Raw genomic sequence first — 22,815 nt, forward strand, 5'->3', positions numbered from 1 at the left:
GTTAGTTCAGCGCAACTGAACTCCATCAGTTGCACAGGAACAAGCCAACAACAGGAGTTAACCATGTCAGGAATTCGCAAGCACCTGCGGTATGTTTCTTTTTTTATGGCCATGATGATGGCGCTTGGCTCTGTCTGGTCGGTGACGGCAACCGCCGGGATGGTGGGAACCGGCGAGATGATCAGCGAACAACAGGTTCAGCTGGACAGGCAACAGCTCGTCGACATGCTTGAGAAGCAGGAAGTTCAGGACAAACTGGCGGACCTTGGTGTAAGCCAGGATCAGGTCAAGGAACGAATCCAGAATCTCACGCCTGCGGAATTGGCGGATTTCGAACAACAGCTCGCCCAAGCCCCTGCGGGCCAGGATGTGGTTGGCATCATTGTGCTGTTCCTGCTTGTGTTCATTATCACCGATATGCTGTGCGCCACTAACGTATTCCCGTTTGTGAACTGCCTTCGATAGCATCGATCTGTGGCACTCTTTTTTTCTGCAATAAGAGCAACGTCCAGCAGGCTGATCCTGTTTTTCCTGGTCACCCTGCTGGCCGGTTGCGCCAGCACGCCGCAATGGCCGGCCCCGGACAATGGGACCTCCCGCCACAGTCTGCCAGAACAGATCGTGCTTGAGGATGTCCCGTTTTTTCCACAGGAAAGGTACCAATGCGGGCCAGCCTCTCTGGCCATGATGCTCAACAGCCAGGGCCTTGAGACCAATCCCGACGTTCTTAAAGAACTGGTTTACATTCCTGGCCGGGAAGGCTCCCTGCAGATTGAGATGGTCGCCGCGGCACGGTCCCACGGAATGCTGGTCTATCCGCTGAACGGTGAGTTTGAGAGCATGCTGGCAGAAGTGGCGGCCGGCAACCCGGTGCTGGTTATGCAGAATCTGAGATTTGGCTGGTGGCCCCAGTGGCACTTCGCGGTTGTGATCGGTTACGACGCTGAGCAAAGTGACGTGATTCTTCATACCGATACCCGCGAACGCCAGCCCGTGGCCCTTGAAGTGTTTGCCAACACCTGGGGGCGGGCCGACAACTGGTCCGTGGTGATTCTGCCTCCCGATCAGGTACCGGCAACTGCAAAACCGCTGAGATTTCTCCAGTCCGCCCACGATCTGGAGACGACCGGGCGAACCACCGCCGCGGCAATGGCATACCGGACTGCGGAAACCACCTGGCCGGACCAACCGGCCGCCATCATGGCCAGAGGCAATCTGGCCTGGCAACTGGGCATGCATACCGAGGCGACCGGGCATTTCCTCCGCGCGGCAAACCGTTTTCCGGAGTTCGCCGAAGGCTGGAACAACCTGGCCTTCGCCCTGGAAGAGACAGGGTGCACGGCAAATGCCACCGAGGCCGCCCAATGCGCAGCTGCCCTGGCACCAGAACGCTTTAGCGACTCAACATTACTCGGCAAAAAGCCCGGCACTTCCCCGATAGACTGCCCGGTATTACCGGAATGTCCCGGGGACGCGCCTTAACCACGCTTCAAGAAAAGCGCTACGTCCTTTCCCGGAATCTCCAAACGCCAGCCGAATTTTTCCGCCAGCAATGCCAGCGTGGATTCACGGTAGAACACAACATGGGTGGGGTCACGGCGATAATGCCAGTTGTCGAACCGGTCGTCGTCGGTCTGGAAACAGGTCATCACCCCTAGCCAGCCGCCCGGTTTGAGCAATTGATCGAGTCGCCGGAACACCTCAGCCGGCTCGTACAAATGCTCCACGACCTCGGTACAGGTAATGAAGTCATAGATACCGGACAAGGCTGTTTCAGAGGGGTAAAAATACGGATCATAAAGGCTGACAACCATGCCTTTAGCCTCCAGCATCTTTGCCAGGGCTGGCCCTGGTCCACAGCCGAAATCCAGCCCGGTAGCGCCCGGTTGCATGCGCTCAAGCAGCGGGTCTGCCAGTTTTGAAAGAAATTTTCGGTAGCCCCGATCAGAGGGGTTATTATCGTGCAGCAGGTAGATCTCCCGCTCCTGATCAGGAGAAAGCCGGCACGACTCATCCATTACCGTTGCCTCGCATGCCGGGCAACGGAGATAACACTGAGACTTTACCACCCGGAATTCCACCAGGCTGCCCTGCTCACAAACCGGGCAAATGCTCATGCCGCTGCGAAAGCCCCTTCGGTTTGCAGGAGGGCGGTGGTTTCACCAACACCCGAAAAACCTGGAATAAGGCTGGTTGGAATGGGTTGTTTCATTGATCCTTCTTGAGAAAAGCGCTGACTGCTCGATCCGACAGCAGCACATGGGCAAGGGCCGGGTAAGGCAGATAGTGAATAAATAGAGTGGCGAGTGTGACAGCATCCATCCCTGCATCAAGGAACATCCAGGCGCCAAAAGCGGCAAACAGTGCGCCGAGAAAACCACCATAGATCCAGAGCGCCCGGGAACGCTCCTCCGCCATGGGCAGCCGCTCCAGTGTTCGGGCCACGGAAAAGCTCATATAAACCGCAATCAGGGCAGCAATCGCCAGGGAGGCAAGCAATCCCGTAAATCCGATCAGATACCGGAACAGGTAGTTGGCGAGAAAGAACAGGGCAATGCAGGTTATAGCAACGATGGTTATGCGTGTCTTTTCCATGGCGGCTCTGAATTTGCTGGATTTATGATCTGTTGGATCTATAGGTCGCGCCGCAAAGAATGGCAGAGACGCCATGAAAGAACCAGCCCCTGCTGCGACCCGTGTTCCAGCCTGATATGATGCCCCACATTCTAACCGGCAACCGGAAAACCGATGACCACTGGCAATTCGACCCGTCTCAATAAATACATCAGCGAAAGCGGCATGTGTTCCCGCAGGGAGGCCGATCGATATATTGAACAGGGCAACGTCTACATCAACGGCAAACGTGCCATTGTTGGCGATCAGGTACTGCCCGGGGATACGGTCAAGGTCAACGGCCAGGTGATTGAGCCCCGCTCCGACGAGGACCTGGTCTTTATTGCCCTGAACAAGCCCGTTGGCATTGTCAGCACCACTGACAGTGCCGAGAAGCACAACATCCAGCGGTTTGTCGGCCATAGTGAACGAATTTTCCCGATCGGACGGCTGGACAAGGATTCCCAGGGCCTGATCTTCATGACCAGCAACGGCGACCTGGTCAACAAGATCCTGCGGGCCGGAAACAACCATGAAAAGGAATATCTGGTCACCGTCGACAAACCGGTTACCCGGGAGTTCGTTGAGGGTATGGCCAATGGGGTGCCGATCCTGGGGACGGTCACGAAGAAGTGTAAAGTGGCCCCGGAATCCCGGTTCGTATTCCGCATTACCCTCGTTCAGGGCCTCAACCGGCAAATTCGTCGCATGTGTGAATACTTCGGTTATGAAGTGACCAAACTGGAGCGCATCCGGATCATGAACGTCAGCCTGAAGGGTCTGGCTGTGGGCCAGTGGCGCGATCTGACAGAGAAGGAATTGGCCGGACTGTTTGATGCCATCCGGGACTCCTCCTCAGTGGCTCCGCACCAACCCGGAAAACCTGCTAAAAAGAAGCCTTCAGCAAAGCCAAAGCATCTCCCCAAAGCCAAACCGGGCGCCCCCGGCGGTTCTCAGAGGCCCGGACCGAAAGGTAAGCCTGCCCCCGGCAAGAAGCCGGCATCGGGCAAACGCCCCAAGGCCGGGAAACCCCGGCAAAAGAGCGTTAAACGGTAGTCCTGGCCCTGCACCCAGAACGCCTGACTACTTTTTCACCCACTTGTCATTAACCTGAATGTACTGACCATCGGGCGTTTTTTCGAGGGCCTTCTTCCCGGCAACGGTTTCGACCTGGGTAACCGGAATGTCGTGCTTCTCGGCAATGCGCTTATACTCTTCCCGGCGGGCGCTGTTGATCGCCTCAACCACTTCCATGGCCTGGCCTTCGGCACGGACCACTCCCAGGTAGCCCGTCGGCGTTTCGCCCACCAGCCCTTGCTGCTTGACGACATCCAGTTTCTGTTTGGCCTCATCCAGCCCCATCGCAAACACCGACAAGGTGACACCGAACGCCAGAATCAAGGCACACATCTGTATGAATCGTTTCATCTTTAACCCCTTAAGCTACCCGGATTCGGTCAGAACAACCCTTTTTCGCTGAACAGGTCTTCCACGTCCTTATCGACTTTCACGTAGATTTCGTGCTGGATTTTCACGTTCAGGTTTACTGTAATCGGCTCTTTGGGGGCCGCCATCTGGACCGTTGGCGTGCAGGCAACCATTGCCAGCGGCAACGTCACTATCGTCAGCACTCTTACCAAAGGCGAGCCTGTTGGCCGCAACGATTTTTTCATGGTACTGCCTCCTTGCCGGACTCCTGTAACAGCTTCCGGACCCGTTCTGTAACGGCTTCGTTTACCCTGCCACTTAACTGCAGGCTGGTCAGCAGCGCGGGAATGTCTTCCTCAAGGTTCACGTTGAGTACAACCGGCTGCCCGCCCCGGAGTTCCGGGTTCTTTCCCTCGATGCGCAGACCCAGCGTCAACTTCCCCTTTTCATCGTAGTCTATCGTGCTGGACAGCACCGAGTAGTGAAAGTTCTGCAACGCTTGAACCACCACATCCATGGCCTGGTTGCCACCCAGCATGGCCTGCAGTTTCTCAGCTGGCAGCCGCAATCGACCGCCCGGCGCTGCCGCTGAAATGCGACCTTGCGCCACCTGAATACCATCGGTGCTGAAGCCAATGGGAATACGACCACTGAGCAGGCCACTGCCCTCAAGCCCTTCTGCAGGATAGACTTCCATTAGCCTGTCCAGCGAAATATCCAGCACCTCCATAGGTATCCCGCCAGAGCCGCCCTCCAGACCATAGACACCCGGCGGTATTCTGAGTGCCCCCTCCAGGAATCGGGCCCTCGCCTGAGTTACCTCCAGCTGGCCTTCCAGCATGTTGGCAACCGGCGCAGTGTAGTCGCCGTTAAAGCGAATGGTGGTCACCGGGATACCGGGATTCACCTGCTCAATAGTCAGGCCCCTGAACCCGGCGATCAACCGGTCACCTTCCAGAGAGGCAAGAACCCGCCCACTTAGCCCGGAGAAAGCGGTTCGATTGAACACGCCGGTGACATTTTCCAGGTCGGAGCTGCCGCTCGCTTCCAGTTCACCATCCGGGCCCAGACGAACCCCCGCCGACACCGCTGCACTGCCCGAATCCACGGTCAACAACTCCGGCCATCCAGTAAGAGTCTCGGCAAGGGCGCGAATGCCCACTTGCCCTTCAATCGCGGAATTGACCGAAATCGCGGTCGCGCCATTCGGCAAAAGCTGAACATCAAGGCCGACCTTGAGCCCGGCGGCGGAGACCAGCGAACCCCGAACCCGGAGATCAGCGAGACGACCCCGCACCCTACCCTGGAAACTCCACGCCAGTGGCTCCAGGAGTGGATGCTCAATCCTGGACGCCTCGATCTTCACCTCGCCTTCAATCGCGATCCGCTCGGCCCAGCTACCTGATGCGCCATAATCGAGTGTCAGCGTTACATTGCTGAGATTGGTGCGGACATCCTGTAGCAACAGGGGCTGTTCCGAATCGGTGTACGCCAGTCGTTCGGTAAGAACCAGGGAGGTGGGATTGAACCGAATGACCGCCGACTCACCACTGGCGGTGACCGAGGGCATGACATCAGCCTTGCTTCCTGTCACTTCCCAGCCGCCAGCTTGGATATCCGGCAACGCCATGCCGACCGTTCCCTGCTCGACCACCAGCGACCACCCTGCGGCAACAGCTGGCACCGCTAACAGAAGCCAGCCAACCAGGCGGAGCCGCCGGATCATCCGGCTCGGCTTTAGATATCCTTCAAAGGGCAAAACGACACTCCTGCCGACTCGGGCTACTCACCACGCCAGGTCACGCTGTAGAGGTCGTGACGGCGATCCTGAAGGTTCTTCACGGTACCACTGTTGCGGGCCGTGATCAGCACCTCCGGCCGGAGGTCGGCAAAGGCAACGGTTTCAACATTGGGTTCTGTGTCTGCGGCAATGCCATCCCGGGCAAACGGAAAATCACAGGGCGTGAGGATGCAGCTCTGACCATACTGGATTTCCATGTTCGGCACTTTGGGCAGGTTACCGACGTTTCCGGACATCACTACATACACCTGATTTTCCACCGCCCTGGCCTGACAGCAGTAACGGACCCTCAGGTAGCTCTGGCGCTCATCGGTGCAGAAGGGCACGAAGATGATATGAACCCCCTGATCCACCAAATGGCGAGTCAGTTCCGGAAACTCCGCGTCATAACAGATCAGTACGCCGATGGTGCCGCAGTCAGTCTCAATGGCGCTGACCCGATTGCCACCCTGCACATTCCACCAGAAGGCCTCATTCGGAGTCGGGTGGATCTTGGGCTGGGTGAAAACCTGGCCATCCCTGAGGAACACATGAGCCATGTTCCGAATGGTGCCGTCTTCCTCACGCACTGGCGTGGAGCCGGCCACAATGTTGATGTTGTACCGAAGGGCCAGATCCCGCATCAATTCCCGGTAGCGCTCGGCGTAATGGGTGACTGCTGCGAAGGTTTCTGCCGGGCTGCCCTTGCGGGCCTCAATCGATAACAACTGGAGAGTGAACAGTTCTGGAAACACCACAAAATCGCCCTTGTAAGTGGATACAACATCCACGAAGTAACGGACAATCCCGCTGAACTCATCAAAGGATCCCACCGGTCGCTGCTGGTACTGAACCGTGCCAATACGCACGGTATCGCGCATTCGGTGACCATATCGTTTGCGCCGCTCGCTGTTTTCGACCTGAGGGACTTTCGGGTTACGCCAGACCAGATGAATCCCATAACCCATGGAATCGTGATCGGCATCCAGGTAATGGGGAATGATGCCGTGAATCTCGAAACCTTGATGGAGCTGGAAGGACAGCACCGGATCCTTCTGCTCCTTACCCTTTATAGCCTCGACGTAGGCCTCAACACTGCCGAACTTTTTCAGACGCTGGCGCAGGCTGGGCAGGCGCCCGGCAAATACCACTCCCTGCAGGTTCAGGGCCTGGCACAGTTGCTTGCGCTCGTTGTACAGTCGCTCGCCAATGCGGTAGCCACGGCACTCCGGGTCAACGCAGACTTCCATGCCATATAGCCAGTTGCCTTCCGGATCATGCCGTGAGGCGTAACCGTTACCGGTGATGGAGGTCCAGTCGTGTGGCGCGAGCGCCACTTCTTCGGCGATCCGGAAGGTGGCGCAGTAGCCCACGACGGTATCACCCAGCATGGCCACGAACTGGCCATCGGGAAAGGTATTGATCTGCCCGGTTAACGGTCCCTTGGTATAGCCGTACATGCCGGTGCCTTCATAGACGCGGCGGCTAAGCTGGATGATGCCGGGTATATCCGCCAGTGTGGCATTGCGAACATACAGGCGCTGATCAGGGTCGGAAAACGGCGGGCACATAGACACCTCGTAAAGGCGTTGATTTTCCCTAATCTTTGGTGGCCAAACGGTTTTTCGTCAAGGGAAATCGGTTAATCACTGAGCGACAGAGGAAAGCGTTCAATCACCTTGTATACAGAGCCACCGGGACCCTGTGTACTTTCAAACAACACAAACTGATTTACTGGAAACCTCCCGAACGCCGTTTCACCATGCCTGGCCAGTAAGCTCTCGGCCGAACCGGCCCGGCGCCTGAATCTGGCCAGCGTAATGTGAGGACGAAATATCCGACTTTCCGGAGCCAATCCAAGACTCTCCATTCGGTCTTTGAGCGTGTCATGGAGACTGACAACGGGAGCCACCGGCTGGACTCCCACCCAGAGGTTTCGTGGGCTGCGGGGCTGACCGAAACAGCCCAGGCCGGCCACATCCACCTCAAAAGTCTCCATCGGAACATAACGTGCGGCATCGCACACCGCCGATAGTCGCGCTTCTTCCGTGAGCCCCAGAAACAACAAGGTGATGTGCATCTGTTCAGCACTTTGCCATCTGGCACCTGGGACCACCGCCCTGACCATCAGCAAGCGTTCTTTGATCTCAGCGGGAATCTCCAGCCCGAAGAAAAGCCGGGGCATATTCTGTTTCCCTGACGATCACGCAACCAGTGTTATCCGGCCGGCGTTGGCCTGACCAGAATCTCGTTCACATCAACATGTGCCGGTTGGGCCACCGCGTACATCACGGCGTTGGCAATGTCCTCCGGCTTCAGAGCGTGAGCTGGCGGCTCGTCAAAGAATGGCGTATCCACCATACCGGGTTCAATGAGTGTGACACGGATGCCAGAGCCACGAAGCTCCTCGCGAACGCCGTAACCGATGGCAGAGACCGCCCATTTGGTGGCACTGTACATGGACCCCGGAATCGTGACACGGCCGGCTGCCGAACCGGTCAACAGCAGGTGGCCCTTGCTTTTCCGCAATGCGGGCAGACAATGCTGAAGCGTTAGGCCAACACCATAAATGTTGGTCAGAATCATGTCCTTCCAGACATCCGGGTCAGCCTCACTGAATCCGCCGGGCTCGCCGCCTCGGCCAGCATTGGCGAATACGGCGTCAATGCGGCCAAAGGCCTTCAGGGCCTGGTCGACCATGTTTTTCTGGTCATCGCCGTTCTGGACGTCACACTTAACCGTCAGCACTTTCGCTTCGCCACCGAGTTCCTGCTGCAGGCCTTTCAGTTTGTCTTCGGAACGGGCCGCCAACACCAGACGATATCCCTGCTTCGCCGCCGCACGGGCAGTTTCTGCACCAATGCCCGATGAGGCGCCGGTGATCAGCATTACAGGTTGATCTACCATAGCTTTGTTCTCCTGTTGCCTGGATTGTACTGGAAGGGCTACGCACGCGGGCGCCAGCCCGATCATTCAATAGATTTGAATCAGCACCAGGCCAACAATAACCAAGGCCAGCAGGAACCAGCGGGCGTAGCGGTCAGGCCGGTCGTTATCCTCATCAGCGACCCGTGAGGCAATGCTGCCACCGCTGGCCTCATACTCGATTACCAGCTGACGCGCCTGGTAAAGATCCTCGTCGGCGACGTGGACATTGCTGAAGCCGGCAGCGCCGATCTCGCCCATGGCGCCCTGCAGGTAATGGCCGCCCACAAACGCCTCAATGCCGTTGGCTTCCAGCAAACCAGCGACAATGTGCGCCTCGGTAATGTCTCGCGCCCGATAGGCAATTTGCAACACGCGACTCCTTCTGTGACCGTTCCGGGCAGAACCGGGACAAATCTGCGAGTATTATCCCAAGCATAGTTCGCCCCGCCTGCCGGGGCCAATAACCTGTGGACTGCCCATGCTCTGGATTATTCTTGCCATCATTGTCTTTATTGTCGCCGCAACACTGCTGCTGTTCCGCCTTGAGGATCTGTCTCACCTGGACCGGGACGACTACCCCGTCCGGGATGGCAAGCCCAGCGATGCGAACCGGGAAGTTCTGGGACGCATCCGCGAGCTGGGGCAGTCATCGAAGGGGCTGCGCGGCAAGGCGCGACTGATGGCCCTGCGCAAACACATGGACGGTCTCAGTGAGGGACTGGAGCTGGTGTCTGAATTCCGTCACTGCGAGTCTCCCCGCGGTGAGTGGGTCATTGCCCCTGGCAGCGATAGCCGTCGCCGGATTCTGTACATCCATGGCGGCGCCTGGGCCGCGGGCAGCCCCAGAAGCCATCGGGCGATTACCGACCGGTTGTCACAGATCACCAGAGCTGCAGTGTTTGCCGTGGACTACCGGCTGATGCCGGAAAACCGGTTTATGGATGGTGTCCGGGACTGCCGGGAGGCCTACACCTGGCTGTTGAAGCACGGCCCGGACGGCCCTGAACCTGCCAACTTCATGGTAGTCGCCGGAGACTCCGCCGGCGGCAGCCATGCGCTCAGTTTGATTGCCTGGATACGGGACACGGGACTGCGCCAGGCGGATGCCGCGATAGCCTTCTCGCCATCCACCGACCTGACCCTGACTGCTCCTAGCAATCGCGCCAATATCGATACTGACCCTCTGCTGGGACCGGCTTTTGGAGGGTTATCAAAGATCCCCCTGCCGGTGATCTGGTGGGCGACTCTGGCGGCCTTCAGAGTCTCGCCTACCAGCCCCGCGGCCTCTCCCCTGCGAGGCGACCTGAGAAATCTGCCACCCACCCTGATTCAGGCCAGTGATACTGAAATGCTGCTGGATAACGCCCGGCGTTACGCTGGCCGGGCCAAGGCTGCGGGCTCACCGGTTACCTTGCGCACCTGGCCCGGGATGGTGCATGTTTGGCAGATCTTCGTGCCGCTTCTTCCTGAGGCGGAAGAAGCATTTGAGGATATACGGTCATTTCTGGAACAGATTGAATCAGACGGCAGGACGTCCGCGGAGGATCAGACCTGAACCTTGCCGCGAAGCGCCTTGGTTTTGCCCTTTTTGGTTTTCTTGTCGACACGTTTGCGCTGGGAGGACCGAGTCGGTTTGGTTGGCCTCCGGGCTTTTTGGGGTTTCACCGCTTCCTGGATCAGTTCTTTCAGACGCTCGAGGGCGTCCTCCTTGTTCAGTTCCAGGGTACGAAAGGATTGCGCCTTGATAATCAGTACACCTTCCTTGCTGATTCGCTGATCATTGAGCGACATCAGTCGTTCCTTGTAGAACGGTGGCAAGGTGGAGTGCGGAATATCAAAGCGCAGGTGCACCGCCGAGGCCACTTTATTCACATTCTGGCCACCGGCGCCCTGGGCACGGATTTGGGTAATTTCGATTTCCCAGTCGGCAAGTTCAACAGCATTGGATAGTTTCAGCATCTGCTAAGGTTAACAAATCCCGGACAACCGGGCTTCGAAAATACGGTAATGAACCATCATGTGCGGACGATTCACCTTCTACACGCCACCCGACACCCTGATCCTCGAGTATTTTCCGGAGGGCATGGAGGTGGATGGCCATTTTGACCCCAGCTACAACATCACTCCGGGCATTGGTATTCCCATGATCCGGATGAGCATGAATGGCACTCTGATCATGGCTCCCTCCCATTGGGGGTTTCGCCCGGTCTGGGCCGGCGACAAGGCGCCCTCTCCAATTAATGCCAGGGCGGAAAGTGTGGCCACCTCGAATTACTTCCGGGAGGCGTTCGCCCACCACCGCTGCCTGATTCCGGCCAATGGCTGGTACGAGTGGGCAGAAACTGAGCACGGCAAAGAGCCTCACTACGTGACGCCGACCGATTCTCAAAAGTACCCCGCTATCTTCTTTGCCGGGCTATGGACACCCAGAGAGGGGGATGAAACCACGGCCTGCGCCATCATCACGGAACCCGCCAGCGAGCCCCTGAAGCATATCCATGACCGCCAGCCGGTGGTTCTGGACCCGACTTGCCTGAGGGACTGGCTGAACCCTGAAATCACCGACCGGAATCAGGTGCGAACGGTCACCCATCGCCTCAATGCCGACCAACTGAAAGCTGTGATCGTCTCTGCCAAAGTCAATAACCCGAAGCACAACACCCCGGACCTGATCCGCGAGATGTGATGAATAGATTCACACACTGACCAGCAAGGACCGGCACCGTCCGCTATCTCCGGCGATACTGCGTTGCTTTGCGCTCTCCCATATCTGAGGTTTCAACAACTTCCTGCAGATTGCGTCTCGGCGCAGCTGGCAGATCTGTGGCCGGGTAACCGAGCCTGAGCAGGATCTGGGGAAAGCCGGAGCTACCCAGAAGATGCTGAAGTTTCGGGCGTAGTACCGCCACCTGAATCGGCTGGTTCAGGTAGGAGGCCTGCAGCCCCTGTCCGAGCGAGGTTAGCAGCACCCGCTCCAGGGCCTGCCCGGCTTTCAGCCAGTCTTCGTCGCCATCCCCGGACGTTCCCAATGCTGCAATAACCGGGGATTCGTCCGCCAGTTGCCGGTCTTTGGCACCGACACCATTACCCATATCGAAGGTGCGCACGACCAGCTGTGCCACCGGAGCAACCATGCCCGGCACTGTCAGGCCATCGCCCTTTCGACGCGGATGCATCCAGGCTGCCAGTTCCCGCCGCCAGCTGGGATTGGACCATTGGGCAGCATCGCCCTCGGCCACCAGTTCAGCCACCTGGTGGCGGGCCGACTCAGATTCCAGAACCTGGAACCAGGCCCCCTCGGCCAATGCCGCTTCGGCAAGTGTATCCAGCACACCGGCTGGCACTTGTTTTGGCTCGAAACGCTTGCGGTAGGTGCGGCGTCGGGTGATCGCCCGGAACAACGCCGTTTCCCGATTTTCTGTTCCAACTGTTTGAGAAGAGAGTTCAAACGAAATCGTGGCGAGCAGATCCTCATCTACCGGATTCGGCAGCAGGACGCAATTTGCGGTAAACCCGGCATGGGCAGCGGCAACCCGAAGGTTTAACAGGGCGCAACCACAACTGATGGTGAGTTCCCTGTCATCCGGGTCATTCACCGGCAACGCCCGCAGTCGGTCCGCAAACAGTGATACACCGTTCTCTCCGATTTCAAAGCGCCAGGGCTGGGTATTATGACTGGAAGGGGCCAGAACTGCGCTCTCCAGAATGGCTGCAAGGGCTTCCGGTGATATTGAATCCGTGCGGCGTCCTTCGCTCATAAGCGACTCTCCTCGTTGGTCTGAACCCAGACTATTCCGGCCTGTTGAAAAAAGATAGCCGACGATTACCGAGAAATTCCACGGGCCGCATCCACAAAATCACACGAACCGTAACCTGACATATTCGCGTTCGAATAATACAGTGGAAGCAGAGGACACTCGTTCAGGGCTGAAACATGGTTTATTCCTTCAAACACGTCGTTATTCTGGTATTCATTTCGCTCACACTCGGTGGCTGTGCCAGCAACGGGCACCTGCAACCAGATCAGTCAGACCAACCGCACCAGATACCCACAGCGTCAGCTGATCAATCCGAAAAAGCACAGAAGCTCTGGAAGGTGTTCGAGCGTTATCAGGGAGCGCCCTATGAGTACGGCGGCACCTCTTCTGACGGCTTCGATTGCTCCGGATTCATTCTCACGGCCTATCAGGAAGGCCTCGGCAAAGAACTGCCCCGAACCACCTCACAGATGCTGGCCAGTGGTGACGTGGTTCATCCAGGCAAAATCAAACCCGGTGATGTGGTGTTTTTTCGCATCGGCGGCAAGGAACAGCACGCTGGCATCTACATGGGTGGAGACCGGTTCATCCACGCCTCCACCTCAACCGGTGTTACCCAATCCTCGATCAGCGGTTATTACTGGCAGGGGCGCCTGACTCAGGCCCGACGATTTGACTAACCCAGACAAACCTTACCGCGGGTATGCTTCGGAGGACTCTCCTTCTACAGCGCACCGCCAACGGCAAGATGCAGTGCGATACTGGCCATCATCACGCCAATAACAAAATCGATAATCCGCCAGGCGACGGGGCGTGAAAGCACTGGTGCCAGCGCCGATCCGCCCCACGCCAGCAAGCCGAACCAGAGAATGGAGGCACTGCTGGCGCCGGCAACAAAGGTCGTGGCATCCTGCTGCTGGGCTCCCACCGCCGGAATTAACAACAAGGTGTCGAGGTAAACCTGCGGGTTGAGCAAGGTGACTGCCAGTGTGGTAAACACCACGGCTTTCAGGCTGCGCTTTGTGACTTCCCCGGCTTCAAGGGCAACCCTGCCCCGGCTGGCGCGAACAAAGGACTGAATCGCAAGCCAGCCAAGAAACGCCACTCCGAGCCAGCGAAGAATCTCCAGGGCCTCTGGCATGGCCATCAATGCTGCACTGATACCAAACATACCCAGAGTAAACAGGATGACATCCGCCAGCATGCACAACCCCGCCGACCACCAGTGGTGTTCCCGGCGGATGGCCTGGCTTAGCACGTAGGCATTCTGCGCCCCAATCGCAACGATGATACCGCCGCAAACAATCAATCCGGTCAGATAACTCTCAAGCACGCTGGTTTCTCCTCAATCAATGGCGCAAGGTTACCGGCTTATATCTATACTGGAAATTCATACTCATAATGCTGCATCAGTTTCTCTTATGATTGACTATAAGCTTTTGGAGGCACTGGCCACCGTCATTGAAAGTGGTGGCTTTGAACGCGCCGGCCTGGCGCTGGGTCTAAGCCAGTCCGCAGTTTCGCAACGGATCCGTACTCTGGAGATTCGCCTTGGGCAACCAGTGCTGGTGCGCAGTCCGGTCCTGAAAGCCACCCCGGCCGGACAACGCCTGCTCAACCACGTTCAACAGGTACAGCTCCTTGAAAGAGATCTGGCCAAATCCATCCCGGCACTCTCCGAACCCGCTGCGCGGCTGCGCATTGCCCTGAACGCAGACAGCCTGGCAACCTGGTGGGCAGCCGCCGTGGGCAGTTTCTGCGCCGATGAGGCCCTGCTGCTGGACCTGGTGGTCGAGGACCAGGACATTGGTTTGCGCCGGATGCGCGAAGGAGATGTGGCCGCCTGCCTGTGCAGCAGCCCCCAACCTGTGGCTGGCGCCCGTTGTGTTTCTATCGGCACCATGACTTACCTGCCATTGGCAACACCGGACTATGTTCAGCGGTTTTTCGGGGAAGGCCTGACCGAAAACAGCCTGCAATGTGCCCCGGCCATCGTCTTCGGGCCCAACGACCAGCTGCAACACAGGTTCCTGGCCCAATGCGGCTATCACGGCACCTTTCCCTACCACCTTTGCCCTTCCTCCGAAGGTTTTGTAAAACTGGCTTCGGCCGGCATGGGCTATGGCATGATTCCCGCCATGCAGGCCCGCCCGGAAATTGATGCCGGTCGCCTGGTCAGCATCGCACCGGAACAAACGCTGGAAGTGCAACTATACTGGCACTTCTGGCGCCATAGTGGCGGCGTGATGGACCGCCTGACACGGGCTCTGCAACTAGCTGAAACATTTGACTCCTGCTGATGCATCGCAGATTCAGACGAGCCAAACACTTTGCTGCTATCTATGAAAGGAACAGAAGATTGGATCTGACAACGCCTGCCCTGCTCTTCCCCGCGATTTCGCTGCTGCTGCTCGCCTATACCAACCGTTTTCTGGTTTTGGCGCAGTTGATTCGTCAACTCAAGCAGATGGATACCGAAGAAGACCATGCCCTGATCTCCCGGCAGATCAGCATGCTGAGAAAGCGAATTGTGCTGACCAAGAGAATGCAGGCCTATGGCGTACTCAGTTTCTTCCTCTGCACTGTGTCCATGTTCCTGCTTTTCCTGGGAGCCAGTTTCCCAGGTGTTGTGGCGTTTGGTGCCAGCCTGGTGCTGCTGTCGCTCTCGCTACTGTATTCTCTATACGAGATCCAGATTTCCACCAATGCCATCAACGTCGAGCTGGCAAGCTTTGAGGCTCGGAAAAGTGCAGGCAAGGAAGACGTCGACTATTCCTGAGGCTCTGACCGGCCGGCGGGCCTAACCCTGACGCCGAACCACCGGGGAAAACGAAGCAGGCAGAACAGCGCAATCATGTCGTAGGCAGCGTGCCAGACCATGACCAGCAGGAGGCTCTCTGACAGAACATAAGCCCCGCCCAGAATCAGCCCCAGGCCGGTTGCAACCAGAAAATAGGTGAACGACACATAGTGTACCAGCCCGAATAACACCGATGCCGCCAGCACCGCCGTTGACGGGTTGGTGTACTCCATTAGCCATCCCTGCACCGCGCCACGGAAAAGCAGCTCTTCTCCGACGCCAGCCAGCAAGGACAACAGAATCAATACAGCTGGGGAATAACCTGATGCAAAGTTATACAACCCCTGCATCTGACGTTCGAGGTTGTCCGGGAACAACCCTGGGATTCGAGTGAACAGTAGCAGCAAGACATAGGTACCCGCGGCGCCGAGCACCCCGTAAGACACGCTCTGCCAGAGGCCCGGGCCAATAAGCAGCACCGGAATGCCGAAAACCAGAATGGTAATCAACCCCAGTACGCCAATGCCGCCCTGGAACATCAGGGCGGCATTGGAGGAAATGCCGGATTTGCGCCGTTTTCTCAGTGCCATCTACTGCTCGAACAGTTGTTTTACCGGGAACAGGGCATCGTATTGGGGGGGCTGCTTCTGAGCCTTGGCCTGGAAGGCTTTCATCATATCCACCGGGCGGAACATCCCGGCCTGCCAGGTGGCCATATATTTCAGGCTGTCCTCCACGCTGTGATCGCGGCTGTAGTTGAGCATTTCCTTACAACCAGTCACTGCCAGCGGAGAGTTGGCCGCAATCTGCCCGGCTATTTTCATTACGGCTGCCAGTAGGGTTTGCTGATCCGGATAGACCGAATTTACAAACCCCAGACTCCGGGCCTCTTCCGCCGAAAATTTGCGCCCGGTATACGCCAATTCGCGCACAACACCTTCCGGCATCAGCTTGGGCAGGCGCTGCAGGGTGCCCACATCCGCCGTCATGCCCAGCTCGGTTTCCTTGATGGTGAAATAAGCATCTTCCGTGCAGTAACGGCTATCAGCGGCGCAGACCAGATCCAGGGCGCCACCAATACAGCCTCCATGAATAGCCGCCAACACAGGAAGCCGGATTTTCTCCAGGGACGTCAGCGTATCCTGCAGCTGCAATACGACCCTGCGCAGGTTCTCTGCCATTCGGCCGGGATCGCCATCCATCGGCACCGCTTTGGGGTCGCTGAACACCCCCAGATCCATGCCCGCGGAGAAGTGTTTGCCGGTGGATGAAATAACAATCACCCGGGCATCAGTGTTGGCTTCGATATCCTGCATACAGCGCGGCAACTCGAGCCAGAATGCCTTGTTCATTGTATTCAGCGCCTCCGGGCGGCTGAACTGAACGTGGGCAATGTGGTCGTTCACCTCGATTGAAAAACTCTGGTAACTGGACAGATCAGACAAGACAGCACTCCTCATGTAACGTTCATTTTTCCGGTCATTATCGGCAATCCCAGGCAGATGTATCCTCAATTCTTCTACCTTCGTATCATGGGATCACAAGTTAACCCGAAAAGGTACAGTATGGAATTCACCTTCCTCGGAACGTCTGCCGGAACACCGACGAAATCACGGAACGTGACCGGCCTCGCACTGACTCACGGCCGGCCGAAACACTGGTATCTGATCGACTGCGGGGAAGGCACCCAGCATCAGCTGCTGAGAACCCGCCATTCGGTGATGCAGTTGCAGGCGATTTTTATTACCCACATTCACGGCGACCACACCTTTGGCCTTCCGGGGCTGCTGACCAGCGCCTCGATGCTCGGCCGCACCCAACCACTGTTCCTGATTGCACCGAGACCGGTAAAAACCTTCGTGGAGGCGGCCATCGGCAACAGTGACTCCAGTCTCAGCTTCGAACTGAGATTTGTCGATTCCGAGGCAGATGGGTTCCACTGGGAAGACGAGGCCCTGGCCGTAGCCGCCACCCCTTTGTCTCACCGTGTGTCCTGCCGGGCCTTCGCATTAACCGAAAAGAAACTCGAGCGCCAGTTGCTGCGGGACAAACTCGACGCCGACGGTATCGAGGCGGGTCCGGCCTGGGGCCGCCTTCAGCAGGGCCATGATGTGATACTGGACGACGGACGGCTGGTTCGTTGCGAGGACTACACCCGGATTGCCAGAAAACCAAGAAAAGTGATCGTGGCCGGCGATAACGACCGTCCGGAACTGCTGCGGGAAGCCTGTTCCGATATCGACGTTCTGGTCCATGAGGCCACTTACACTCAAGCGGTGTCTGACCGCGTAGGTCCGTGGCCACAACACAGCTCAGCCGCCCAGGTGGCCCGTTTCGCTGATGCCGCCGGTGTTCCGAATCTCGTACTCACCCATTTCAGTTCCCGCTACCAGTTCAGTCCGAATGCCTACCCGCACATTGGAGAGATTGAGTCTGAAGCAAGAGGGCTTTACCGCGGCAACCTGTTTCTGGCCCGGGATTTTGCGAGCTATGGGCTTGGCAAGGATCTGATTCTGAGATTGATCGAGGACCCAACCCCCTGACAGAGACTTGCCAGGCCTCATTCGGCTTTACATATATCGCTTTTGTATATTCACTTTGCGTTCAGTGAATATCAACTTACACTGACGTCAGCAATGAACTGAAATCCGATTCAATTTCCACTGCTCAGGAAGGCGGTCAATGACCAAGGCCAACGTGCCAAGATCCGGACTCAACAAGGATGCGATTGTCGTTGTCCAGGGCTTTATTCCCTGCGGCTGTGCCATCGAAAGTGTGACTCGCAATGACAACGAGCTTCGCCTTGAACTGAAGCACTTTTCCTCTCCGGCTGTACTCAAGCAGCTTTCCTCTCAGGCAGCGGCACAGGCTGATATGCACGTCTTCCTTGAGCCGGGTCGGGAGACGCAGCACATCCACTTCAAGGGCTTGGTCCGGTCCGGGCCCGGGGGTAGCGCCTCGCTTGAGCTTACCAACCTGACGGCAGCGACAATTAGCGATATCGAGCAGCTGCTCAGAGACAGCGGTGGATCACGGCTTGCTGAGCCGGAGTCAGACCCGTCGCTGAAAAGGCTCTACCACCAGCACTGCCGTCGCCTTCTAGAGCAGTTACTGCCTGAATTCATGGATGGCACATTCGAGGGCATTGAGGCCGATCTGGCGCAGGCGGCCGAGCTCCGCGAGATCACGCGCCTCAAGGACATGCGGTTTATTTTCCAGAGCCGGCAACAACGAATGCTTCAGGATTTCCAGACCCGGTTTCAGGCCAATCAGGCCGTCCTTGAGCCCGCTTCAGAATCCAGAGCCCGGACAACAGAGCTCCACCTGTTGCAACAGCATGAGTTCGAGGACTGGCTCGATTTGCAGACGATCGCTGTCGGGATAAGCAAGGCGAATACCGGCACGACCTTCGTGCTTAATCAGCTGTTAAACCAGATATTCCGGCAAGAAATCAATGATGACAACAACCCTCTAACGCCCAGGGCGCTATGCGTATGCCTGCAATATATGGTGGACCATCTGGGAATTGCGCGGGAACACCGCCTCACAATCTACAAAGCCTGGGGGAATGCCCTTGGCAGAATCTGGCCCGCAGCGGTTCAGTCCCTGATCAATGACTGCCGCAGGGCCGGACTGGAAGCCCTCGACATCAGCGAATTGCCGGCGAACTGGTCTCGCAGGGAAAGCGCACCCGAAAGCAGCAGCTCTCCGGGAGAAAACGACGAAAAGACACCCGGCTCCGGCGACAATCCGGCAGCGGAAACGCCTGGCGGAGCTCCAACGGATACGGCATCAGCCGGACGAGCCCTGTTCCAGCTTATGGCTCTGGAGGGCAATCCGGCATCTGAGGCAGGAGACTGGGAAGAACCCAACCCAAAGCTATCCGAAAACATCAGATCCCGACGCAGTGAACTTCTGGATCGCTTACGCGACGACGAGTCCGAAATGGCAGGGTTGCTTCGGGAGTTGGCCAATTCAGATTCCGATCTGGCCAAGGTGCTTGACCGGACGGCGGTCGAAAAGGCCAGCCTTGTGGACCGTCTGTTTGCGCCTCTTCAGGCCCATGACGAGCTTTCCGGTTCGCTTCGCCATCAATTGCAACAGCTCCGGTTACCGGTTTTTGAAGCCCTCATCGAAACGCCGGACTTCCTGAATGCTGAAGACCACCCGGCACGGGAAATCATCAACAACCTGATGCGGCTGTGTCTTGCGGAAAGGGCTTCCAGCAAAAAGCTTGAGGCCACGGTTGCCGACATTGTTGACGAGCTCACCCGAATCGAGTCATCCAAGCCGGATCTGCTGGAAAGCCTCAGCCAGAAGCTAAAACAGCTGGTGGAACGGCAGGATCAGTCGTTTATCAGAAACTCTGAACGACTGGCAAAAACCCTGGAGGGCAAGGAGCGCCTGCGCAAGACACGAAAAGACGCGCAGAAACGTCTCGACGCCCTCCTGAGACAGAGAGAGGTTCCGAAAATCCTGATCCGGCTTCTTCAGGCCGGGTGGGAGCAGATAATCGTACTTACCATGCTTCGGGAAGGCGCCGACAGCCAACACTGTGAGGAGCTGTTCGATGTAGTAGCACAGCTTCAGGCCTGGCTGTCCCCCTCCGGAACGACGGGCGAGTTTGCCTTCGAGCGGGAGCTCGAGAGCAGTGTCATGCTTCAGTTCGTCGAGCGCGAGCTCAAGACAGCCGGTGAGATATCGCGAATTATCCCGGTCATGGAGGAGCTGGCCAGACAGCTTCAGGGCCAGATGGCGGCGGACACGGTCTGGGTCGAAGAATACGCAGAGGCGGATGAACCTGCGCCGGCGGTACCGTTGGAACTTGAACAGAGTCGTTGGGTCTCGAGGGCGAAGGAGATTTCGATTGGGGACTGGGTCGAAGTCCGACTGGACGAGGGCGAACCGCGCCGCATGCGACTGGTCTGGGGTGGGGAGGACTCCCTCAGATTTGTGTTCCTTTCGCCCAAAGGCATGAGTGAAGTCAGTTACGGTTTTCCGGAATTTGTCGAGAAACTGGCAAACGGTAGCGCATGGCGGGTAGAGGACGGAGAAATACCGTTTCTCGATCAGAGCCTTTTCACTATTGTTGAGGATGTTTACCGGAAGCTGAATTTCCAGGCCACCCACGATGCCCTCACCGGCTGCATGCATCGTCACGACTTTGAAAAGCAGGTCTCCCGCTTAATAGGCGCCTCACCATCATCGTCGGAACCCGGGAAGGGCGCGTTAATTGTTCTCGACATTGATGAGTTCAGCGTTATCAACGCCTCTTATGGCGCGGAAGCCGGCGATGCCTTGCTGAAACAGGTCGCCGAAACCATTCGCAGAGAAGGCCACGCCAGATTTCCGGCATCACATGTTGGCCGGATCAGCGGCAATGAGTTTGCCATACTCATCGACGAAATCACCGTCGAAGACAGCCTTGACCTGGCGGAATCCATTCGCCGCAACTTCGAGCAACAGGTCGTTCAGCATGGGCAGGCAGAGTACCGGGCGACGGTAAGCATCAGCATCCGGCCTGTTAACAGCGCCGCACATTCCGCCGGAGACCTTCTGAACCAGGCAAGCCTGTCGCTCAAGGCTGCCAAAAAGCAGGGCGGCAACCGGATTGAACTGGCCAGAGAGAGCCGCGACCCCTCACAGATTGGCACTCCGCAATGGGTGACCGAAATTGATCGGACCATCCGTGATGGCAGTCTTTACCTTCGCGCCCAGCCCATTGTCCCCCTGGGCCCGAAAACCGGCGAAGGCAAAATGTATGAGCTTTTGCTGGGGCTCCGGGACAGCTCTGGCAAGGAGATTTCACCTCAGGGTTATATCGAGGCAGCGGAGCAGTTCCACCGCAGCACCCGGGTCGACTTGTGGGTCATTTCAGAGGCCATGGCCTGGATGCGCAACAATCCCGAGACCCTGGCCGATATCGCTACCCTGAACGTAAACCTGTCAGGCTCTTCGTTGAGTGATGACGGTTTCATGCTCGGCCTGGAGTCAAATCTGAGGGCAAGCCCTGAACTTGCCCACAAACTCTGCTTCGAGGTGACCGAAACCTCAGCTGTTGCCAACCTGCACTTTGCCTCCGACTTCATGCGCGAGATGAAGCGCCTCAATTGCCGGTTTGCCCTGGATGACTTCGGCACCGGGCTGTCCTCCTACGCCTACCTTCAAAAACTTCCGGTGGATTTCGTGAAGATAGATGGCATATTCGTCCGGGACATGGCCACAAACCTGACCAATTACGCCATGGTGCGTTCCATCAACGAACTGTGTCATTTCCTGGACCTGCAGACGATTGCCGAATACGTCGAGGATATGGAAATCATGGACACCCTGAAGGAGATCCAGGTGGACTACGCACAGGGCTTCGCCATTGGGAAGCCGCGCAGGCTGGATAGCCTCCTCGGTACTGTAAAACCCGGCACCCCGGTTTATGCCTACAAGAAATAGCTTTGCATTTACCGGCAGTAAGAGTATGGTGGGCCTCGTTGGAAAGATTTAGCAAAGCATTTCATCAATAAGACCGCTCAGTTGTAACACGTAGCACGTCCTGTTTTTGATCACGCAAGTTTTTTGTTTCCGCATACCGCTGATCAGGCATCACCAAGATGATCTGACGGCACATTAAAAGATTGAATTCAGGAAAGTATATTATGTCTACAGTTACCGGCAACGTTAAGTTTTTCAACGAAGCAAAAGGTTTTGGCTTTATCACTCGCGAAAGCGGCCCGGACGTTTTTGTTCACTACAGCGCTATTCAGGGCGGCGGTTTCAAGACTCTGGCTGAAGGCCAGCAAGTCGAGTTCACCGTTACCCAGGGCCAGAAAGGTCCTCAGGCGGAAAACGTAGTTGCTGTTTAAATAACAGACAACACGTAATGAAAAAGGCAGCTTCGGCTGCCTTTTTTCGTTTCTGGCTTTCGTCTCTGACCTTACTCCAGCCCCTCCACCGGGATCGTCTCGGTATTCTTTATTTCCCGCAAGGCAAAGTTTGAATTCACCTGGGCAATGCCCTGAAGGGTGAAAATCTTTTCGTTCAGGAAGCGGTCATAGCTGGCCATATCCGGCACGATCACCCTCAGTACGAAATCGGCATTCCCGGTAACCGCAAAGCACTGAAGTACCTCCGGGTAGCTGCTGACCTGCTGTTCAATCTCTGCGGTGCTGTCGATACTGTGTCGCTGTAATGACAGATTGACCAGCACGCACAACCCCTGACCGATACGGTCCGGATCCAGTCTTGCGCTGTATCCCTGAATGACACCGCTTTCCTCCAGAGTCCGTACCCGCCGCCAGCAGGCCGCCGGCGACAACCCCACCTGTTCTGCCAATAACTGGTTACTGATACGTCCGTCCTGCTGAAGCACGGACAGGATTCGCCGGTCCAGTTTATCGAGATTAACCTGTTTCATTTGGTAACACCGGATTTTTATCAAAGGTTCTTTCTTCACATTGTCTTTTATCAAACATCCTTTCGCAAACTCGAGAAACCTTCACCTAATAAGCAAGCAC

General features: G+C 57.0%; 26 protein-coding genes. 11 read left to right on the forward strand and 15 right to left on the reverse strand.

The annotated features are described in order from the left end of the window. The first annotated feature begins 63 nt into the window (after positions 1–63). Entirely contained in the window at positions 64–465 is a 402-nt protein-coding gene (locus ACN0XM_RS04855) for a PA2779 family protein (RefSeq protein ID WP_417565791.1), read from the forward strand. A gap of 9 nt (positions 466–474) precedes the next feature. After that, a complete protein-coding gene (locus ACN0XM_RS04860) occupies positions 475–1,482 on the forward strand; it encodes a PA2778 family cysteine peptidase (RefSeq protein WP_417565792.1) in 1,008 nt (335 codons plus the stop codon). Here ACN0XM_RS04860 and ACN0XM_RS04865 read toward each other — a convergent pair. Together ACN0XM_RS04865 and ACN0XM_RS04870 are read right to left on the reverse strand one after the other, a co-directional pair. Beyond that, the gene (locus tag ACN0XM_RS04865; protein ID WP_417565793.1) at positions 1,479–2,117 is read right to left on the reverse strand and encodes a class I SAM-dependent methyltransferase; all 639 of its coding nucleotides are present in this window, start codon (positions 2,115–2,117) and stop codon (positions 1,479–1,481) included. The two genes, ACN0XM_RS04860 and ACN0XM_RS04865, sit on opposite strands and share 4 nt — an antisense overlap. 91 nt (positions 2,118–2,208) lie before the next feature. Next, positions 2,209–2,595, reverse strand: coding sequence for a hypothetical protein (locus tag ACN0XM_RS04870; protein ID WP_417565794.1), 387 nt, complete (start codon positions 2,593–2,595; stop codon positions 2,209–2,211). 153 nt (positions 2,596–2,748) lie between these two features. Between ACN0XM_RS04870 and rluF the strand changes: the two genes are divergently transcribed. Continuing rightward, positions 2,749–3,669 (forward strand): 23S rRNA pseudouridine(2604) synthase RluF, encoded by a 921-nt coding sequence (gene rluF / locus ACN0XM_RS04875; protein ID WP_417565795.1) that lies wholly within the window; start codon positions 2,749–2,751, stop codon positions 3,667–3,669. Between the two features lie 27 nt (positions 3,670–3,696). Here rluF and ACN0XM_RS04880 read toward each other — a convergent pair whose 3' ends face one another. From ACN0XM_RS04880 to ACN0XM_RS04910, 7 genes are all read right to left on the reverse strand, one after another. Further along, complete coding sequence (locus ACN0XM_RS04880; protein WP_417565796.1) at positions 3,697–4,041, reverse strand: YdbL family protein; 345 nt, start codon at positions 4,039–4,041, stop codon at positions 3,697–3,699. A 29-nt stretch (positions 4,042–4,070) separates the two neighbouring features. Next, on the reverse strand, positions 4,071–4,286 hold the full coding sequence (locus tag ACN0XM_RS04885; RefSeq protein WP_417565797.1) for a YnbE family lipoprotein: 216 nt from the start codon (positions 4,284–4,286) through the stop codon (positions 4,071–4,073). Further along, positions 4,283–5,800, reverse strand: coding sequence for a YdbH domain-containing protein (locus ACN0XM_RS04890; protein WP_417565798.1), 1,518 nt, complete (start codon positions 5,798–5,800; stop codon positions 4,283–4,285). Before ACN0XM_RS04890 ends, ACN0XM_RS04885 begins: the two co-directional genes overlap by 4 nt. A 23-nt stretch (positions 5,801–5,823) precedes the next feature. Further along, positions 5,824–7,392 (reverse strand): GNAT family N-acetyltransferase, encoded by a 1,569-nt coding sequence (locus ACN0XM_RS04895; protein WP_417565799.1) that lies wholly within the window; start codon positions 7,390–7,392, stop codon positions 5,824–5,826. A 71-nt stretch (positions 7,393–7,463) separates the two neighbouring features. Next, complete coding sequence (gene thpR, locus ACN0XM_RS04900; RefSeq protein WP_417565800.1) at positions 7,464–8,006, reverse strand: RNA 2',3'-cyclic phosphodiesterase; 543 nt, start codon at positions 8,004–8,006, stop codon at positions 7,464–7,466. 32 nt (positions 8,007–8,038) lie between these two features. Next, a complete protein-coding gene (locus ACN0XM_RS04905) occupies positions 8,039–8,728 on the reverse strand; it encodes an SDR family oxidoreductase (protein ID WP_417565801.1) in 690 nt (229 codons plus the stop codon). A 66-nt stretch (positions 8,729–8,794) separates the two neighbouring features. Further along, the gene (locus ACN0XM_RS04910) at positions 8,795–9,121 is read right to left on the reverse strand and encodes a DUF2007 domain-containing protein (RefSeq protein WP_417565802.1); all 327 of its coding nucleotides are present in this window, start codon (positions 9,119–9,121) and stop codon (positions 8,795–8,797) included. A 106-nt stretch (positions 9,122–9,227) separates the two neighbouring features. Between ACN0XM_RS04910 and ACN0XM_RS04915 the strand changes: the two genes are divergently transcribed. After that, complete coding sequence (locus tag ACN0XM_RS04915) at positions 9,228–10,304, forward strand: alpha/beta hydrolase (protein WP_417565803.1); 1,077 nt, start codon at positions 9,228–9,230, stop codon at positions 10,302–10,304. Here the strand turns inward: ACN0XM_RS04915 and arfB are convergent. Continuing rightward, positions 10,295–10,708 (reverse strand): alternative ribosome rescue aminoacyl-tRNA hydrolase ArfB, encoded by a 414-nt coding sequence (arfB, locus tag ACN0XM_RS04920; protein WP_417565804.1) that lies wholly within the window; start codon positions 10,706–10,708, stop codon positions 10,295–10,297. The two genes, ACN0XM_RS04915 and arfB, sit on opposite strands and share 10 nt — an antisense overlap. 58 nt (positions 10,709–10,766) lie before the next feature. Here arfB and ACN0XM_RS04925 point away from each other — a divergent pair, with 58 nt between their 5' ends. Then, complete coding sequence (locus tag ACN0XM_RS04925; protein ID WP_417565805.1) at positions 10,767–11,435, forward strand: SOS response-associated peptidase; 669 nt, start codon at positions 10,767–10,769, stop codon at positions 11,433–11,435. 43 nt (positions 11,436–11,478) lie between these two features. On the opposite strand, the gene ACN0XM_RS04930 is transcribed toward ACN0XM_RS04925, so the two are convergent. After that, entirely contained in the window at positions 11,479–12,507 is a 1,029-nt protein-coding gene (locus ACN0XM_RS04930) for an Acg family FMN-binding oxidoreductase (protein WP_417565806.1), read from the reverse strand. 176 nt (positions 12,508–12,683) lie between these two features. Between ACN0XM_RS04930 and ACN0XM_RS04935 the strand changes: the two genes are divergently transcribed. Further along, positions 12,684–13,187, forward strand: coding sequence for a C40 family peptidase (locus ACN0XM_RS04935; RefSeq protein WP_417565807.1), 504 nt, complete (start codon positions 12,684–12,686; stop codon positions 13,185–13,187). A 44-nt stretch (positions 13,188–13,231) separates the two neighbouring features. Here ACN0XM_RS04935 and ACN0XM_RS04940 read toward each other — a convergent pair whose 3' ends face one another. Continuing rightward, entirely contained in the window at positions 13,232–13,840 is a 609-nt protein-coding gene (locus ACN0XM_RS04940) for a LysE/ArgO family amino acid transporter (protein ID WP_417565808.1), read from the reverse strand. An 88-nt stretch (positions 13,841–13,928) separates the two neighbouring features. On the opposite strand from ACN0XM_RS04940, the gene ACN0XM_RS04945 reads away from it, so the two are divergent. Together ACN0XM_RS04945 and ACN0XM_RS04950 are read left to right on the forward strand one after the other, a co-directional pair. Then, positions 13,929–14,807, forward strand: coding sequence for a LysR family transcriptional regulator ArgP (locus tag ACN0XM_RS04945; RefSeq protein WP_417565809.1), 879 nt, complete (start codon positions 13,929–13,931; stop codon positions 14,805–14,807). A 59-nt stretch (positions 14,808–14,866) separates the two neighbouring features. Continuing rightward, on the forward strand, positions 14,867–15,286 hold the full coding sequence (locus ACN0XM_RS04950) for a DUF2721 domain-containing protein (RefSeq protein ID WP_417565810.1): 420 nt from the start codon (positions 14,867–14,869) through the stop codon (positions 15,284–15,286). Here ACN0XM_RS04950 and ACN0XM_RS04955 read toward each other — a convergent pair. Continuing rightward, the gene (locus ACN0XM_RS04955) at positions 15,277–15,897 is read right to left on the reverse strand and encodes a CPBP family intramembrane glutamic endopeptidase (RefSeq protein ID WP_417565811.1); all 621 of its coding nucleotides are present in this window, start codon (positions 15,895–15,897) and stop codon (positions 15,277–15,279) included. The two genes, ACN0XM_RS04950 and ACN0XM_RS04955, sit on opposite strands and share 10 nt — an antisense overlap. Continuing rightward, complete coding sequence (locus ACN0XM_RS04960; RefSeq protein ID WP_417566066.1) at positions 15,898–16,743, reverse strand: crotonase/enoyl-CoA hydratase family protein; 846 nt, start codon at positions 16,741–16,743, stop codon at positions 15,898–15,900. 129 nt (positions 16,744–16,872) lie between these two features. Here ACN0XM_RS04960 and ACN0XM_RS04965 point away from each other — a divergent pair, with 129 nt between their 5' ends. The 3 genes from ACN0XM_RS04965 (at position 16,873) to ACN0XM_RS04975 (ending at position 22,164) form a co-directional block, all read left to right on the forward strand. Beyond that, on the forward strand, positions 16,873–17,850 hold the full coding sequence (locus ACN0XM_RS04965; RefSeq protein ID WP_417565812.1) for a ribonuclease Z: 978 nt from the start codon (positions 16,873–16,875) through the stop codon (positions 17,848–17,850). Between the two features lie 139 nt (positions 17,851–17,989). Next, complete coding sequence (locus ACN0XM_RS04970) at positions 17,990–21,754, forward strand: DUF1631 family protein (protein WP_417565813.1); 3,765 nt, start codon at positions 17,990–17,992, stop codon at positions 21,752–21,754. A 203-nt stretch (positions 21,755–21,957) separates the two neighbouring features. Beyond that, positions 21,958–22,164 carry a cold-shock protein gene (locus ACN0XM_RS04975; RefSeq protein WP_099619215.1) on the forward strand — a complete coding sequence of 69 codons (207 nt, stop codon included), beginning with the start codon at positions 21,958–21,960 and terminating at the stop codon, positions 22,162–22,164. 71 nt (positions 22,165–22,235) lie between these two features. On the opposite strand, the gene ACN0XM_RS04980 is transcribed toward ACN0XM_RS04975, so the two are convergent. Then, positions 22,236–22,715, reverse strand: a complete 480-nt coding sequence (locus tag ACN0XM_RS04980) for an Lrp/AsnC family transcriptional regulator (protein ID WP_417565814.1) — start codon at positions 22,713–22,715, stop codon at positions 22,236–22,238. Between the last annotated feature and the right edge of the window lie 100 nt (positions 22,716–22,815).

This window comes from Marinobacter sp. (assembly GCF_048269445.1).
GTDB lineage: Bacteria > Pseudomonadota > Gammaproteobacteria > Pseudomonadales > Oleiphilaceae > Marinobacter.